Consider the following 14,860-nt stretch of genomic DNA (forward strand, 5'->3'; position numbering starts at 1 on the left):
ACAGTGTTCGGCGTCTCCGCGGTTCAGGTCTGTAAGCCTGAGCTTTGCCGGACCCTTTGTGGTGATTGTCTCTCATCTTCACCTGCTCTCTGGAGGTTCTATGACACGGTTTTCTCTGCCTGTTCTGACTCTCGGTGCCCTCCTGTTCACCGCCTGTGGCAATGTCCAGACGGTCAGTGTTGCCGACCTGCCGGTCGCGGCCAGCACCCAGGCCCTGCCCACCGAGTCCCAGACGGTGATCAGTGCCGACCGGGCCTTCGGAAATCTCTCGGAGCAGATTGTGTACGGCACGGTCACCAGCGTAAGTACCCGCCCCTATCAGGTCAGCGTCACGCCGCAGTCGGAATTGTCCGGGGGCTGGTGCGGTGGCACCCTCCTGAGCAGCGAGTGGGTGCTGACGGCAGCCCACTGCGTCGAGGGTCAGAGCACCAGCAGCATGCGCGTGCGCGCCGGGATCAACAACCTGACCCGCACGGAGGGCCAGCAGCGCAGCGCCTCGCGGATCATCCTCTACCCCGGCCGCAGCAGTTCCAGCGACGCCTACGACATCGCCCTCATCAAGGTGAGCAGCGCCTTCACGCTGGGCAGTACGGTGCGGCCTGCCGCCCTGCCCGGCAGTAGCGCTGAAAGTGCGCTCGACGTGAACGGCAAATCGGCGACCGTCAGTGGTTGGGGCAGGACCGAGAGCGGCGGCTATAGCAATACGGCGCTGCGCGAGGTCACCATTCCCATCACGCCGACCGGCAGCGACTGCGGCAGTCGCCCCGGCAACACCATCTGTGGCAAGTATTCGGGCGGTAAGGATTCGTGCAACGGAGACAGCGGCGGCCCGCTGGCGGCGCCTCTGAACGGCAAAACTTACGTGCTGGGTGTCGTGAGCTACGGCCCGACGGAGTGCCGGGGCTACGGGGTCTATACCCGAGTGAACGGCTACATCAACTGGATTGCCCAGCAGACTGGCATCGAGGCGCAGTAACGGCGTCAGGACAGGAAAAGGGGGCATTCGGCGACTGGCCGGTGCCCCCTCTTCCTGTTGTCCCTGACTCAGTCGCTCGCCTGCGCTGGCTCGCTCCAGCCAGCGAGAATCTTGTCGAGCGTCAGGGGATAGTCACGGATACGCACACCGCTGGCGTTGTACACCGCGTTGGCGACGGCCGCGCCCACGCCGCAGATACCCAGTTCTCCGATGCCCTTTGCCTTGATCGGCGAAGCCTTGTCGTCGAGGTCTTCGAGCATCACCACGTCGAGGTCGGGAATATCAGCGTGAACCGGCACATGGTACTCGGCAAGGTCGTGGTTGATGAATAGGCCCAGACGGGGATCTACTTCCAGGTTTTCCATGAGTGCCGCCCCGATGCCCATGGTCATGCCGCCCAGACACTGGCTGCGCGCCGTGACGGGGTTCATGACCCGGCCCACGCTGACCACGCTGAGCATCCGGCGTACCCGCGTTTCGCCGGTCACGCTATTCACCGCGACCTCCGCAAAGTGTGCCCCGAAGCTGGCCTGCGCGTACTTCTCGGTAAGGTCCCCCCAGGTGATCTTGCCGGTTCCTACCAGCCCCGCTTCACCGGCAACCTCGGTCAGCGGCACGTGGTTGTCCTCGCAGCGCACCTCGCCATCCTCGAAGGTGGTGCTGGCCTCGGCGAAATTCAGCTGCTGGAGGATGCTGCGGCGTAGGTCCATGCAGGCCACGTAGACCCCCGACGCCGAGCTGTTCGCCCCGAAGGAACCGCCCGACCCGGAGGCCTGTGGAAAATCGCTGTCTCCTAGGCGCACACGGACCTTGTCCAGCGGTAGGCCCAGCATCTCGGCCGCGACCTGACCGAGGATGGTATAGCTGCCCGTGCCGATGTCGGTCATCTGCGTCTCGACGGTCAAGGTTCCGTCCGGTTCCAGAACGACCCTGGCCCCCGACGGCTGGACGAGGTTGGCGCGGAAGGCCGAGGCCATACCAAGACCGATGAACCACTCGCCGTCACGGACCTGCCGGGGCCGCGCCTCCCGCTTCTCCCACCCGAAGCGTTCGGCTCCGAGCTGCAACGCCTCGACCAAGCGGCGCGAGGAAAAGGGCCGCTCCGGTCCTTTCTCGGGGTCGTGCTGAATATCGTTAACGACACGCAACTGCACCGGGTCCATCTCCAGCGCCTCGGCGAGTTCGTCCATCGCGCCTTCGAGGGCGAGCAGGCCTACCGCCTCACCGGGTGCGCGCATACTCGCCCCTGGCGGCAGGTCGAGTTCGGCCAGCCGGGTACGGATCAGGCGGTGGTCGCCGGCGTACAGCAATTTGGTCTGGTCGGCCGCCGCCTCGGTATCGCCTCCAGGCAGGTTACCCGACCAGGTGTCATGGCCCACAGCCTGAAGGCGGCCGTCGCGCCCGGCGGCCAGCCGCACGCGCTGCACGGTCGCGGGCCGGTGGCTGGTGGAGTTGTAGTATTGGGGACGCGTGAGCGCCACCTTGACCGGGCGCCCCAGCAGTCTCGCGGCGGCGCCGCTCAGGACCGCATCGGCGAAGAACAGCAGTTTGGACCCGAAGCCCCCACCCACGTAAGCACTCACGATGCGCACCTGCGCCGGCTTGAGCTTGAGGGTCTTGGCGATGCCCATCTGGACCCAGTGCACGACCTGATGGGCGGTGTGAAGCGTCAGGGTCTCGGACTCGGCATCCCACTCGGCCAGAGTGGCTTGCGGCTCCATCGGTGACTGCGACTGGTCGGGGGTGGTGTACCGCAGGTCAACCTTCACGGGAGCGTCGGCGAAAGCCCGGTCGAAGTTTCCGACTACGCTGTCCTCCGAATCTTTGCTTGGCTGGGCGTTGTCCAGTTCGTCTCCGAGCACATAGCTGCCAGCCTGCGTGTCGTATTCGATCTCGATGAGACGTGAAGCCGACCGCGCCTGCTCAAAGGTCTCGGCGACCACGAGGGCCACGGCCTGATGGTAGAAGCGCACCTCCGGTCCGCTGAGCTGCGGCGAGGCCTTGCGCTGCTGTGGCACCGGCGTATCCGATTCGCCCTGCTCGGGCATGTTCTCGTGCGTCAGGACGAGGAGAACACCCGGCGCGGCCTTGGCGCGGCTGGTGTCCATCCGCCTGATGGTGCCCTTGGCGATTCCGGCACTCAGGACGTAGCCGTAGCTGACCGGACTGTCGGGCTGGTACTCGTAGGCGTAGGGGGCCTGTCCGGTGACCTTCAGTGGCCCGTCGAGGCGAGTGTGTGGGCGGGTCAGGACCTTCTGACGGTCCAGAGGGTTGCTGCCGGCGGGGGCGTCGAATTTCATGCGTCACTTCCGAGGGTGGCGGGGAGAGTGGGCGTACCGTTCAGGGCCGCCGCGATCAGTCGGCGGGCGAGGGGCAGCTTGAAGGCGTTCTGGCTGGTAGGCGTCGCTCCCTCGAAGATGCGGGCGTGCAGCTTCTCGGGGTCGCGGCTGTCCTCGGCCGCTTCCACGCGCCAGGGCCTGGGGGCCACCCCACCGAAGGCGAGCCGTACCCGGTCTTCCGTGACCACACTCGCCAGCGACACCTCGGCGAAGGCGTAGGACGCCCGGTCGCGCACCTTGCGGTAGGTGTGCACGCCGCCAAGTGGGGCCGGCAGGGTGACAGCGGTGATGAACTCGCCCTCCTCCAGTACGTTTTCGAGGTGGGGGGTGTCGCCGGGCAGGCGGTAGAAGTCGGCCAACGGGATGGTGCGCGCCTGGCCTTCGCCGTTCACCGTCTCGACCACGGCGTCGAGGACGCGCAGGGCGACCGCCATATCCGAGGGGTGCTGCGCGATGCAGGACTCACTGATCCCGATCACGGCGAGATTGCGACTGAAGCCGGACAGGGCGCCGCAGCCCGATCCCGGCTCGCGTTTATTGCACGGCAGCGCGGTGTCGTAGAAATACGGGCACCGGCTGCGCTGGAGCAGGTTGCCGGCCGTGGTCGCCTTGTTGCGCAGCTGCCCCGAGGCCCCGGAGAGCAGCGCCCGCGACAGCACTTCGTAGTCCCGGCGCACCCGCTCGTCGGCCGCGAGATCGGTGTTGCGTACGAGCGCGCCGATGCGTATCCCACCGTTTTCTGTCTCTTCAATACGGTCCAGGCCCACGCGGTTGACGTCGATCAGGTGCGTGGGCGTCTCGATCTCCAGCTTCATCAGGTCAAGGAGGTTGGTGCCCCCCGCGATGAATTTGGCGCCGGGGGTGCGCGCGGCGGCCTGAGCGGCGGCCTGCGGCGTATCGGCCCGTTCGTAGGTGAAGGCCCTCACTTCTGGCCTTCCTGCTCGTGGACATCGCGGATGGCCGCGACGATGTTCGGATACGCGGCGCAGCGGCAGATGTTGCCGCTCATCCGCTCGCGCACTTCTTCGTCGGAGTACCCCACGTTCGTGAGATCGGCCGTCACGTGGCTGGGAATGCCACGCCCGATCTCGCTGAGGACCGCTACGCCTGACATGATCTGGCCGGAGGTGCAGTAGCCGCACTGGTAGCCGTCGTGCGCAATGAAGGCCGCCTGCATCTCCCCGAGGTCATCTGGCGTGCCCAGGCCCTCGATGGTCGTGATCTCGTCGTCGCCGTGCATGACGGCCAACGTCAGGCAGGAGTTGATACGTTCGCCGTTCACGAGCACGGTACAGGCGCCGCACTGGCCGTGATCGCAGCCTTTTTTGGTGCCGGTGAGGTGCAGTTTCTCGCGGAGGGCGTCGAGCAGGGTGACGCGCGGGTCGAGCTGTAGGTCACGGGGCTGTCCGTTGACGCGGAAGGACACGTCAACGGTTTCGGTGGGAGGCCTGACGGATGAGGCCGAAGAATGAGCTAGGGAAGTCATGGGTATACCTCTTGGGAAAGTCGCGGTGGGCCAGGAAACGTGGGCATTCTAGGCAGTGGGATGACCGCGTGACATTAAGCGGGATTGGGAAAAGGTTGACCTCGACGCGGGAAATCTGCCTGGGGTCTCCGCTGTGCCTGATCTGATTGTCCTTTCAGCCGAGGCGAGGGGCATGGGGCGGTAGCATGGCGCCACTGATGAACGTCATCACCTTTTTCAACCACGCGGGCGGAGTCGGCAAGTCCAGCTCGGTCCGGGACATCGGGTTCACCCTGGGGCGGCTTGGGTACCGGGTGCTGCTCATTGACGCCGATCCGCAGGCCAATCTCACTGACTGGCTGGGGGTTCGCCAGATTCCCGACGGGGAGCACACGCGCGATATCGAACTCTCCGATACCCTCTATCCGGCGGTCCTGGCCGAGGGCGACGCCGATCTGGCGCTGCCTGAGCCGGTACGTGTGCATGGGCTGGACCTCATTCCGGGGCACCTCGACATGGCGACCATCGAACCTCTGCTGCCGGGTCAGCTCATGGGGGTGCTGCGACTGCGCGACGCCCTCAGGTCTCTGGAAGGGCGGTACGACTTCGTTCTCATTGATCCGCCGCCCAGTCTGGGTCAGCTCAGTACCCTGGCGGTGATGGCGGCGGGACACGTGGTTGTGCCTGTACCGGCCAGTGGCAAAGGTCTCAAGGGTCTCCAGACGGTGGGTGTGATGCTCTCGCGGTTCCGCAAGGTCAACCCAGGGCTCAAGCTGTCCATGATCCTGGTCACGCAATACAACGACACCACCAACCATAGTCGCGAGAGCCTAGCCCAGCTCCGTTCGCAGTTCGGGCGGCTGGCGCCTATCAGCCGGCCGCTCACCTACCGTCCCGCGCTCTATCCCGACTCGCAACTGCACGGCGCGCCATTGCCTGAATTCGTCCGGCGCGGTCCTGTCACCGAGGAAATCCTGGCAGTGACCCAGCAGCTGCTCGGAGCGGTCGGGGTGCTCCCGGAGACGGAGGCTGGCGGTGAGTAGGCGCAGCCGGGCTGACGCTTTCAGCTCCCTGCTTGGAGGGCTGCCGGATGCCGCCGAGTCGGGAGCAGGCATGGTTCAGGAGGTGGACCTGGCCCAGATCCGGCTCCGGCCGGAGCAGCCCCGCCGCTATTTCGACGAGGCAGCCCTCGCGGCCCTGAGCGAGAGCGTGCGCCAACAGGGCGTCCTACAACCCGTTCTCTTGCGGCCGGTAGGTGACGACTATGAACTCGTGGCCGGTGAGCGCCGCGTGCGGGCTGCGCGGGCGGCGGGGCTAACAACAATCCCAGCGGTAGTCCGTGAGGTGGCCGACGCCGATGTTCCGCTGCTCGCCGCATTGGAGAACCTGCAACGCCAGGACCTCAATCCGCTCGACGAGGTCGAGGCGATCCTGACTGTCACGGCTCAGCGACTTGGAATCCCGCAGGCGGAAGTGCTGCCGCTCCTCCATGCCCAGCGCCGCACACCCGACCCGGAGACGACGGCCACACTCGACGCCCTGTTCATGCAGTTGGGCCGGGGGACCTGGGCATCGTTCGCGGCCAACCGGGCCGGGGTCCTGCGCTTCCCTCCCGACCTTCTCGACCTGATGCGCAGTGGCCGGCTGGAATACACCCGCGCCGCCGCCCTGGCCCGCGTCAAGGACGACTCCCAGCGGCGCGCCCTGACGGAGCGGACACTGGCCGAACATCTCGGAGTGCGGGAGATCGCGGCTGCATTGAAGGCTCCGGCTGCCGATATCTCTCAACTGCGCCGTGTTCGGGGCCTTCTGGACGAGCGGCGCGTCGCTGCGCTGAACCGCAGGGAGCAGAGCCGGGTCGGTAAGCTCCTCGAAGAGCTGGAGCAGCTGTTGAAGGCCGGTACGAAGGAGTAGGCGTGCTCATAACGTTATGAGCAGAGGGAACTGGAATTGCTCTTAACGTTATGAGCAGCAGATGTTGGTCCGGGTTAGAGCAAGCATCCGCCGACTGTAAACCCCAAGCACGAAGGATAGGACTGGTGGGACCACCTTTGACCAGTCCGACCTGACCTCGGGGTTCACAAGTATAAAGGTCGAGGGTCAACTGGAGCAATCTGGGACAAGCACTGGACTTCTACAGTGGTGAGGTCTTATTGATAAAGCGTAGTTATCCAGTCGGAATACTTGTATATAACCTTCGTTCTCTCTACACTCCGACCATGCCCTCAAGCCGTTTCCACCCCGCGTCCCTCCTTCTCGGTGCCTTTCTCCTGACTGCCCCCTCCGCTGCCGGGGCTCAGAATGCCGCGCCGGCCTGCGCTGGGCAGCTCGTACGCGACGTAATGGGGCAGGTATGTATTCCTAAAATCCCCAAGCGCATCGTGACTATCGAATGGACCTACAGCGAGAACCTGCTTGCGCTCGGGATTCAGCCGGTGGGCATGGCAGACATCAAGAATTTCAAGGACTATGTCAAGACGCCGACGCCGATTGCCGCCAGTGTCAAGGACGTGGGCGCGCGCGGTCAGGTCAGCATGGAGGTCATCGCGGCCCTCAAGCCCGACTTGATCATCAACCAGTCCGGAGACTATAGCCAGCGTGAACAGCTCGCCAGGATTGCGCCCACGCTGGTCTTCAATCCCTATCCCTCGGCCTCCAGCGGCCTCACGGCCTATCAGGAAATGCGCCAGACCTTCGCATTGATGGGCCGCATCACTGGGCGCAGCGCGCAGGCGACACGTGTGCTGGCCCAGCTCGACGCCGACCAGGCAGCGGCCCGCCGCACTCTGACGGCGGCCGGGCGCGGTGGGCAGACCTTCGTGCTCTCGCAGGGGTACACATACAACACGCCCACCATGCGGCTGTTCGGGACCCGTTCACTGGCCAGCGAAATTCTGGAACAGACCGGGCTGCGCAACGCCTACCGGCCCGACAAGATGCCGGCCTTCGGCTTCGATGCCCTGTCCCTCGAAGGTCTGACCACCCTCAAGACCCAGAACTTCTTCGCCATCGCGCCTGCCGACGACAACGTGTTCACGGCCCCTGCCAACCGCGCGGTCTGGAACAATCTCGATTTCGTCAAGCAGGGACGCGGCTATACCCTCGATCCCGCCACCTGGGTGTTCGGCGGCCCCTACAGCGCGCAGGTGCTCATCAAACAGGTCGTGGACGTGATGACCAGGAAATGAGTTGGGGACGTCTTTTTGGGCGAGGGTGCCCTGAGCAGGGGAGAGGGGGCCCGCCGGTCTGCGGCCCAGCGGGCCCTACAGTGGGTTGCTGCCTGTTGCCCGGCCGCCCCTCCCTTCACCCCTGAGACGGCGGCCCACAAGGTCCGGCGGGCCGAGGACGCCTGGAAGACCCGCGACCCCGGCCGGGTGTCCCTGGCCTACACCTAAGGCAGCCGCTGGCGCAACCGCTCGGAGTTCCTGCAGGGCCGGCCCGCCATCGTCGAGTTCCTGACGCGCAAGTGGGAACACGAACAGGACTACCGCCTGAGCAAAGAACTCTGGGCCTGCACGGGTGACCAAAGCGCCTTGCGGTTTCAATACGAGTTCCGTACGGCGGCGGGCCTGTGGTTCCGTACCTACGGCACCGAGCAGTGGTCCTTCGGCCCTGAGGACCTCATGTCCCGGCGCGAGGCCTCAATCAACGACGTGGCTATCGCCGAGGCCGAACGGCGCTTCCACTGGCCCGCCGGTCCGTGCCCGGAAGGCCACCCCGGCCTCAGTGAGCTCGGTCTCTGAGCCTGGCGGCAGACCGGAATGACCGGCGATCTTGAGAGACCGTTTAACATTTGATTTCTGGCGCGGCGCCGTGTGAGGGTGCCTGTGTATCCCCCTGCCGTGATCTTTGGGGCCGTCCGGCGCCTTCCGCGTGCCGGGGCTGCCTGTTTGCCGGTCCATCTCTGACCTTCGTCACGTTCTGGTTGCGTACAGGCCAACCGTTCAGGAGAGTGTCCATGACCTCGCTGACGACCGTCGCTACACTGAAAGCCAGGCCCAGGAAGGAACAGGAAGTCTACGGCGCGTGCCATGCCCTGCTGGCCTCCACGCTCGCCAAGGGTCGAGACGTTCCTGGCGCGTCACCCGGCCGAACAGGTCACGCGCTTCGGCGGGTCCACGCTGGAGCTCACGCCCGAAACGCTGCCCGAGCGGACGCACATCTACGTGTTCGAGCAGTCGCGCTGAGGTTGTGGGGCCGAGGAACTGCGGGCCTCTCCGGCCTCGCTGCGGTGCAGTTCGAGGGCGAGGTGCAGGGCCAGTTGCCGCCGGTGGCCGCTGAAATCGCCCAGCATTCCCCGGAGCTGTTCCATGCGGTAGTACACCGTCTGCCGGCGCACACCCAGCCGGCGCGCCGACTCGGCCACGTTGAAGTTGGTGTGGAGCAGGGCCTCCAGCGTGCCCAGCAGCGAGGCGCGTGGGCGGGCGGGTAGCGCCAGCAGCGGCGCGAGCTGCGCTTCCAGAAAGGCCACGCTGCGCCCCGTCTCGGCCAGGGCGTCGAGGAGGGGCGCCAGCGACGGCTCAGCGCCGCGGGTGGGCGGCGACAGGATACGAGCGTGCGCCGCGCGCGTGAGTTGCGCGAAGCTGACCTCCTGGCGGAACACCACAAGTGGAAAATGGTAGAGCCGCGCCGCGCCCAGCACGGCGGGCGGAATCTCGGGCAGGTCGCGCACGAGTTCAAGGACCAGGCCGTGTGCGCCGCCCTCGGCCAGCGAGCGCAGATACCGTTCCTGCTCGGGGGCAGGGGCCGCCGCGAGCGCCGTGCCGGTGCTGATGAGCAGTTCGCCCCCTGACAGGAAGCGCGCCGCGTCCAGCACTTCGCTCACATGGGTCCAGGTGACCGGCTGGTCCAGCCCCGCGTGCCCGCACAGCACCTCCGCCCCTGCGAAGGCGGGCAGGGTGAGCAGTTCGCGCAGGGTGGGGAGCACGCCTAGCGCTCCTGCACCCAGGCCATCGCCCGGGTGGTGAGGCGGTCGAGGGCCTGCACGCTCAGCGCGATGTGGTCCTCGCGCGTGTCCTCAATCTTGTTGTGCGAGATGCCCCGCAGACTCTGAACGAACAGCATCACGGTGGGCACCCCGGCGCGGGCTACCTCGGCGGCGTCATGCAGCGGCCCGCTGGGCAGGCGGTGGGTCGTAGGGGTCACTTCCAGGATGCTCGCCTCAGCGGCAGCGATCAGTTCGGGGTGGAAGGGGATCGGTTCGATGTTCCAGAGGGAGCCGAAGTCTACGCTGCAGCCCCCTTCCTCGGCAAAGCGGCGAGCGGCGTCCTGGGCATCGTGCCACATCGCTGCGAGCTTCCCGGCGTCGAGGTGGCGCTGGTCGAGGGTGAGTTCGCAGGTCTCGACCACGCTCGTCACGATGCCCGGCCAGGTCTTGACGCTGCCGACCGTGCACACGCCGCCGTGGCGCGCGGCAATCGCGTAGATCTCCTGTCCGAACCTGCCAGCAGCCAGGAAGGCGTCGCGGCGCACGTTCATGGGCGTGCTGCCGCTGTGGGCCGCCTGTCCCCGGAAGGTGAGGGTATGGCGCTCGACTCCCACCGTGCCCAGGACCGCGCCCAGCGGTAGGCCCAGCCCCTCCAGCACCGGCCCCTGCTCGATGTGCAGTTCGAGGTAGGCGGCGGCCTTCGCCAGTTCCGCGCGGGCCTGCGGAGCGTCCTCCAGCGTCACGCCGACCTCCCGCAGGGCGTCGCCCAGGGTCACGCCTTCCCGGTCCCGCAGTTTGGCCAGTTCGGCCACATCGAAAAACCCGCTCGCCGCACTCGACCCGTACAGGCTGCGCCCGAAGCGCGCGCCCTCCTCGTCGGCCCAGTCCACCAGCCGCAGGGTGACGGGCGGACGGCCCGCATACTGCGCCGAGACGCGCCGTAGCACTTCCAGGCCCGCCAGCACGTTCAGGCAGCCGTCGAGCCAGCCGCCGTTGGGCACGCTGTCGAGGTGCCCGCCGATGAGCAGTTCGCGCTCGGAATCGCCCTTCAGGGTCGCCCACAGGTTGCCGGCAGCGTCCTGGTGGACTTCGGCCAGTAGTTCCGCCAGCTTGTCCTTCAGAAATTGCCGGGCCGCCAGCCAGCGCGGGGTGAAGGCGACCCGCTGCGCGCCGTTCTCGTCACCGGTCAGGGCGCGCAGTTCCTTCAGCTCGGCCAGGGTGCGGGCCGGGTCCACGGCGGGGGAGGGGAGAGCGCTCATCCTTATTTCTTCCCGGTCGCGGCCTGCCAGACGCGGTAGTCCACGGCGGCGGCACTCGGGTCGCTCTTGAGGATGCCGAGCGACCTCAGCAGCGCCACGTTGGCCTTGTAGGTGGCAGGGTCGAGATACCCGGCGCGGCCCTGCAGGGTCGGCCCGGCGTTGTAGAGCTTGGCGACCTCGGCCATCTGCCAGGTCTGGTGCGCCTGGGCGCTGCTGCGCGTGCCCGACCCCTTGCAGGTGTTGCCGCAGTTGACGAGCACGATGCCCACGGCTTCACGTTGGTTGCGCACGGCGTAGTTCCAGCCTTTGATGGTGGCGCGCACCAGCCGCGCGGCGACCTCGCGTCCGCTCAGGCCGCTGCCCCTGAAGTTGGCGTTGTTCAGCGTGCGCTCGGTCGAGAACATGAGGTCTTCGAGGAGGTTGATGCCGTAGTCGGAGGTCTGGAACACCTGCAACTTGTCGAGTGAGTAGCCCAGCCCGATGATCTGGTCGAGTTCGTTGTAGGTCATGGCGGAGACGAGGTCCACCTTGCCCGGAAAGACGATGCTCGGGTCGAAGGGGTACGTCACCGCCTGCACGCTGGGGTTACTGACCGTGCTGTCGAGGCTGGTGGTCAGGCCGTACTTCTTCAACAGGGCGACGGCCGGGTACTCGTTCCCGCTGGGCCACACCCCCACCCGCTTGCCTTTGAAATCGGCCGGGGCCTTGATGCCGGAGGTCTTGAGCGAGACCAGGGTATAGCCGCTCTTCTGGAACAGCTGCGCGATGTGCACGACCGGAATGCCCTGCTGGCGGGCCGTGAGAAGGTCAGTGATCCAGGTGGTGCCGAAGTCGGCCGCGCCGGTGGCCACCGTCTGGATGGGCGACTGGTCCCCGATGGGCAGCAGTTGCACGTCCAGGCCCTCGGCCTTGTAGAAGCCCTTGGCCTGCGCCACGAAAAACCCCGCGAACTGCGCCTGCGGAAACCACTTGAGCTGGAGCTTGACGGGCACCGTCTTCGCGGCGGCCTGCGCCTGGGCGGCGGGAACGAGGGCGAGCAGCAGCAGAGAGGAGAGCAGCGCAGCGTTCTTCATGGTGAAACCTCCGGGAGCGGGGAGTGGAAGGGTAGAAGCGGGTATCAGGTGGGGCGGGCCGGAACGAAGCGCCGTTCGAGCGCAAGCAGCAGCAGGTAAGAGGTCACGCCCAGCACCGAGGCGACCACGATGGCGGCCCAAACGATGTCCAGGCCGAAGCGCCCCACCTCGATCTGGATACGGAAGCCCAGCCCGCTGCCCTCGGTGCCGAAGAACTCGGCGACGATGGCGTTGATGAGGGCCAGGGTGACGCTCAGACGCAGCGCGACGAACACGAAGGGCAGCGCGGCGGGCCAGCGCGCGGTCCGGAAGGTCTGGGCCGGCGTGGCCGCGTAGGAGTGCAGCAGGTCGAGGTGGTGCGCCGAGGCGCTGTGCAGGCCGCGCACGGTGCTGAGCAGGACCGGAAACAGCACCGTGATCGCCACGACCGCCGTCTTGGATGGCCAGCCCAGCCCGATGGCCTTTACGACGACCGGCGCGAGCGCCACGATGGGCACGCTGGAGAGCAGCGCCGTGTAGGGCAGCAGCCCCCGCTCCAGAAAGCGGAAGCGCACGGCCAGCAGCCCCAGCCCCAGCCCCGCCAGCGCGCCCAGCACGAAGCCCAGCAGCGCCTCGTACACGTAGGTGGTCAGGGCGTCGCGCAGGAGCACCGTGCGGGCCGCCCAGAGTGCCGCCCCCACCCGGCTGGGCGTGGGAATGAGGCCAGGAGGCACCGCGTAGGCCCGCAGCAGCGCCTCGGCGGCCAGCAGCGCGAGCAGCAGCGCTCCGGCGGCGGGCAGCGTGCGCGCCAGCCGGCCTTCGCCCTGCGCCGCGCCCCGCAGCCCGGCCGCGCCGACCAGCAGCAGCGCCAGCGTGCCCAGCAGCCAGGGCCAGGGCGTGCCCGGAGCCTCGCCCCGGGCCAGCGCGAGGCACAGGCCCAGCAGCCCCAGCGCCGCGAGCAGCAGCACCCCCGCACCCAGACCAGGGCTGCGCCGCGTGCCCGCCGGGGCCGCCAGGGTCAGCGGGCGGGTCGCCACCGCGTCACCGCCCGTTCGGCCAGCCCGACCACGGCCACCAGCCCGATACCCAGCGCGGCGCCGTACACCATGATCACCCAGAGGGCGACCGTGTCCGAAGCGCGCGAGTTCTCGGCGAGCATCTTGCCCAGGCCGGAAAAGGAGATGGTGCTGATCTCGGCCACGATGCTGCCCACGAGCGCCGCCGTCGCCGCCACCTTGAGCGCCGTGAACAGGTACGGCAGGCTGGCGGGCAGCCGCAGTGTCCAGAACACCTGCCAAGCCGAGGCCCGGTAGGTGCGCATGAGGTCGAGCTGCAGGGCGTCCGGGCTGCGCAGCCCCTGGGCCGCTCCCACCGCGACTGGAAAGAAGGCGATGTACGCGGCGATGATCGCCTTGGGCAGGAAACCCTGCACCCCGTATTGCCCCAACAACACGGCCAGCATGGGCGCGATCGCCACAATGGGCACCGTCTGCGAGGCGACCAGCCAGGGCAGTGTGGCCCGCTCGAAGCTGCGGCTGAACACCAGCAGCGTCGCCAGCCCCAGCCCCAGCACGCTTGCCAGTGCCAGCCCCAACAGCGTCTCGCCGCCCGTCACTAGGGCGTTGTAGGGCGCGCTGGTGGGGGCCAGGGGAGGCGTGCTCAGGGTCCGGAAGCCGGCTGCAAACTGCCCCGGTGCGGGCAGTACCGGGTTGCGCAGCACCGTTGCGCACTGCCACGCCGTGCCGCAGCCCAGGTCCGCCCCGCTGCGCAGCGCCTCGTCGGCCACGCTCCGGTTGGCGATGAGCATGACCGGCCAGTACAGCACTATGGCCAGCGCGGCGACCGCCAGCATGGGCCAGAGGTTGGCGGCCGGGCGGCGGGCCGTCACGCCGCGCCGCCGGGGGTGGCCTGGGGGGTGGGGAGAGGGGCAGCCCTCACGCGTGCCCCCGCCGCAGCAGTTCGCGGACCTCGGTCGCCGCTGCAAAGAAGCGGGGGTCCTCGCGCGTGTCGTCGCCGCGCGGGTGGGGCAGGTCGATGGGCACGATCCCCTCGATCTTGCCGGGACGGGCCGTCATGACGACCACGCGGCTGCTCAAAAAAACGGCCTCGGAAATCGAATGGGTCACGAAGACCACCGTCTTGCCCGTCTCCCGCCACAGCCGCAGCAGTTCGAGGTTCAGCATCTCGCGCGTAATCTCGTCGAGCGCCCCGAAGGGCTCGTCCATGAACAGCAGCGGCGGGTCAAAGGCCAGCGCCCGCGCGATGCTCACCCGCTGCTGCATGCCGCCCGAGAGCTGCCAGGGGTACGACCGCTCGAACTTCTCCAGCCCCACGAGTCGCAGCATCTCGCGCGCCCTTGACTTGCGGTCGCCCGGCACGTTCATGACCTCCAGCGGCAGCAGCACGTTGTTCAGCACGTTGCGCCATTCCATCAGGGCCGGAGCCTGGAACACGTAGCCGTAGGCCCGGCGCCGGCGTGCGGCCTCTGGGGACTCGCCGCCGATCGTCAGTTCGCCGCCCGTCGGCTGGATGAGGTCGGCCATCAGCCGCAGCAGCGTGGTTTTGCCGCAGCCCGACGGCCCGATGAGCGAGATGAACTCGCCCGGCGCGATGTCGAGGTCGGCCCCCTGGAGCGCCACCGTCTGCCCCCCCGGCACCGGAAACACCATGCCGAGGTTGCGCGCCGACACGATGGGCGCGGCGGCGGAGGAGATCGGAGACGACGGGGGGGATGTGGATACGGTGTGCGTCACGGGAGTCTCCAAGAAGTCGTGAGTGGTGAGTGGAGGCAGCGGGAGGGGGCGAGCGCGGTGGTGTTTCCACTTCCCACTGCCCGTACCCC

At 67.5% G+C, this 14,860-nt stretch carries 14 protein-coding genes and 1 pseudogene; 6 read left to right on the top strand and 9 right to left on the bottom strand.

Annotated elements, in window-relative coordinates; all coding sequences use genetic code 11:
• The first annotated feature begins 100 nt into the window (after positions 1–100).
• Entirely contained in the window at positions 101–976 is an 876-nt protein-coding gene (locus ASF71_RS19695) for a serine protease (RefSeq protein WP_056303290.1), read from the top strand.
• A 68-nt stretch (positions 977–1,044) separates the two neighbouring features.
• On the opposite strand, the gene ASF71_RS19700 is transcribed toward ASF71_RS19695, so the two are convergent.
• From ASF71_RS19700 to ASF71_RS19710, 3 genes are read right to left on the bottom strand one after another with little or no spacing between them, the layout of a single operon-like run.
• The gene (locus ASF71_RS19700) at positions 1,045–3,276 is read right to left on the bottom strand and encodes a xanthine dehydrogenase family protein molybdopterin-binding subunit (RefSeq protein WP_056303292.1); all 2,232 of its coding nucleotides are present in this window, start codon (positions 3,274–3,276) and stop codon (positions 1,045–1,047) included.
• Positions 3,273–4,241, bottom strand: coding sequence for a xanthine dehydrogenase family protein subunit M (locus tag ASF71_RS19705; RefSeq protein ID WP_056303294.1), 969 nt, complete (start codon positions 4,239–4,241; stop codon positions 3,273–3,275). Before ASF71_RS19705 ends, ASF71_RS19700 begins: the two co-directional genes overlap by 4 nt.
• Positions 4,238–4,801 carry a 2Fe-2S iron-sulfur cluster-binding protein gene (locus ASF71_RS19710; RefSeq protein ID WP_082506229.1) on the bottom strand — a complete coding sequence of 188 codons (564 nt, stop codon included), beginning with the start codon at positions 4,799–4,801 and terminating at the stop codon, positions 4,238–4,240. The genes ASF71_RS19705 and ASF71_RS19710 overlap by 4 nt, the downstream gene beginning before the upstream one ends.
• Positions 4,802–4,986: 185 nt before the next feature.
• Here ASF71_RS19710 and ASF71_RS19715 point away from each other — a divergent pair, with 185 nt between their 5' ends.
• The 5 genes and pseudogenes from ASF71_RS19715 to ASF71_RS23210 all read left to right on the top strand — a co-directional run bounded on the left by ASF71_RS19715 (position 4,987) and on the right by ASF71_RS23210 (position 8,967).
• On the top strand, positions 4,987–5,823 hold the full coding sequence (locus ASF71_RS19715) for a ParA family protein (RefSeq protein ID WP_056303299.1): 837 nt from the start codon (positions 4,987–4,989) through the stop codon (positions 5,821–5,823).
• A gap of 70 nt (positions 5,824–5,893) precedes the next feature.
• Positions 5,894–6,694, top strand: coding sequence for a ParB/RepB/Spo0J family partition protein (locus ASF71_RS19720; protein ID WP_156372998.1), 801 nt, complete (start codon positions 5,894–5,896; stop codon positions 6,692–6,694).
• 305 nt (positions 6,695–6,999) lie between these two features.
• Positions 7,000–7,968, top strand: a complete 969-nt coding sequence (locus ASF71_RS19725) for an ABC transporter substrate-binding protein (RefSeq protein WP_082506230.1) — start codon at positions 7,000–7,002, stop codon at positions 7,966–7,968.
• Between the two features lie 15 nt (positions 7,969–7,983).
• A pseudogene (locus tag ASF71_RS19730) lies at positions 7,984–8,523 on the top strand (DUF1348 family protein).
• A 288-nt stretch (positions 8,524–8,811) separates the two neighbouring features.
• A complete protein-coding gene (locus tag ASF71_RS23210; RefSeq protein ID WP_200939749.1) occupies positions 8,812–8,967 on the top strand; it encodes a hypothetical protein in 156 nt (51 codons plus the stop codon).
• On the opposite strand, the gene ASF71_RS19735 is transcribed toward ASF71_RS23210, so the two are convergent.
• From ASF71_RS19735 to ASF71_RS19760, 6 genes are read right to left on the bottom strand one after another with little or no spacing between them, the layout of a single operon-like run.
• The gene (locus tag ASF71_RS19735) at positions 8,943–9,707 is read right to left on the bottom strand and encodes a PucR family transcriptional regulator (protein ID WP_082506231.1); all 765 of its coding nucleotides are present in this window, start codon (positions 9,705–9,707) and stop codon (positions 8,943–8,945) included. The two genes, ASF71_RS23210 and ASF71_RS19735, sit on opposite strands and share 25 nt — an antisense overlap.
• Positions 9,708–9,709: 2 nt before the next feature.
• Positions 9,710–10,966, bottom strand: coding sequence for a hydantoinase/carbamoylase family amidase (locus ASF71_RS19740; RefSeq protein ID WP_056303305.1), 1,257 nt, complete (start codon positions 10,964–10,966; stop codon positions 9,710–9,712).
• Positions 10,967–10,968: 2 nt separating this feature from the next.
• Positions 10,969–12,039, bottom strand: a complete 1,071-nt coding sequence (locus ASF71_RS19745) for an ABC transporter substrate-binding protein (RefSeq protein WP_056303307.1) — start codon at positions 12,037–12,039, stop codon at positions 10,969–10,971.
• 44 nt (positions 12,040–12,083) lie between these two features.
• A complete protein-coding gene (locus tag ASF71_RS19750; RefSeq protein WP_235514638.1) occupies positions 12,084–13,055 on the bottom strand; it encodes an ABC transporter permease in 972 nt (323 codons plus the stop codon).
• Positions 13,037–13,906, bottom strand: a complete 870-nt coding sequence (locus tag ASF71_RS19755; RefSeq protein ID WP_235514639.1) for an ABC transporter permease — start codon at positions 13,904–13,906, stop codon at positions 13,037–13,039. The genes ASF71_RS19750 and ASF71_RS19755 overlap by 19 nt, the downstream gene beginning before the upstream one ends.
• 46 nt (positions 13,907–13,952) lie before the next feature.
• The gene (locus ASF71_RS19760) at positions 13,953–14,771 is read right to left on the bottom strand and encodes an ABC transporter ATP-binding protein (protein ID WP_056303309.1); all 819 of its coding nucleotides are present in this window, start codon (positions 14,769–14,771) and stop codon (positions 13,953–13,955) included.
• Positions 14,772–14,860: the final 89 nt, after the last annotated feature.

Source organism: Deinococcus sp. Leaf326 (assembly GCF_001424185.1).
Lineage (GTDB): Bacteria > Deinococcota > Deinococci > Deinococcales > Deinococcaceae > Deinococcus.

Excerpts from the sequence above, each read along its gene's own strand:
- ASF71_RS19740 (WP_056303305.1), bottom strand. The coding sequence starts at position 10,966 with ATGAGCGCTCTCCCCTCCCCCGCCGTGGACCCGGCCCGCACCCTGGCC.
- ASF71_RS19695 (WP_056303290.1), top strand. The coding sequence starts at position 101 with ATGACACGGTTTTCTCTGCCTGTTCTGACTCTCGGTGCCCTCCTGTTC.
- ASF71_RS19745 (WP_056303307.1), bottom strand. The coding sequence starts at position 12,039 with ATGAAGAACGCTGCGCTGCTCTCCTCTCTGCTGCTGCTCGCCCTCGTT.
- ASF71_RS19725 (WP_082506230.1), top strand. The coding sequence starts at position 7,000 with ATGCCCTCAAGCCGTTTCCACCCCGCGTCCCTCCTTCTCGGTGCCTTT.
- ASF71_RS19720 (WP_156372998.1), top strand. The coding sequence starts at position 5,894 with ATGGTTCAGGAGGTGGACCTGGCCCAGATCCGGCTCCGGCCGGAGCAG.
- ASF71_RS23210 (WP_200939749.1), top strand. The coding sequence starts at position 8,812 with ATGCCCTGCTGGCCTCCACGCTCGCCAAGGGTCGAGACGTTCCTGGCG.
- ASF71_RS19715 (WP_056303299.1), top strand. The coding sequence starts at position 4,987 with ATGGCGCCACTGATGAACGTCATCACCTTTTTCAACCACGCGGGCGGA.
- ASF71_RS19700 (WP_056303292.1), bottom strand. The coding sequence starts at position 3,276 with ATGAAATTCGACGCCCCCGCCGGCAGCAACCCTCTGGACCGTCAGAAG.
- ASF71_RS19710 (WP_082506229.1), bottom strand. The coding sequence starts at position 4,801 with ATGACTTCCCTAGCTCATTCTTCGGCCTCATCCGTCAGGCCTCCCACC.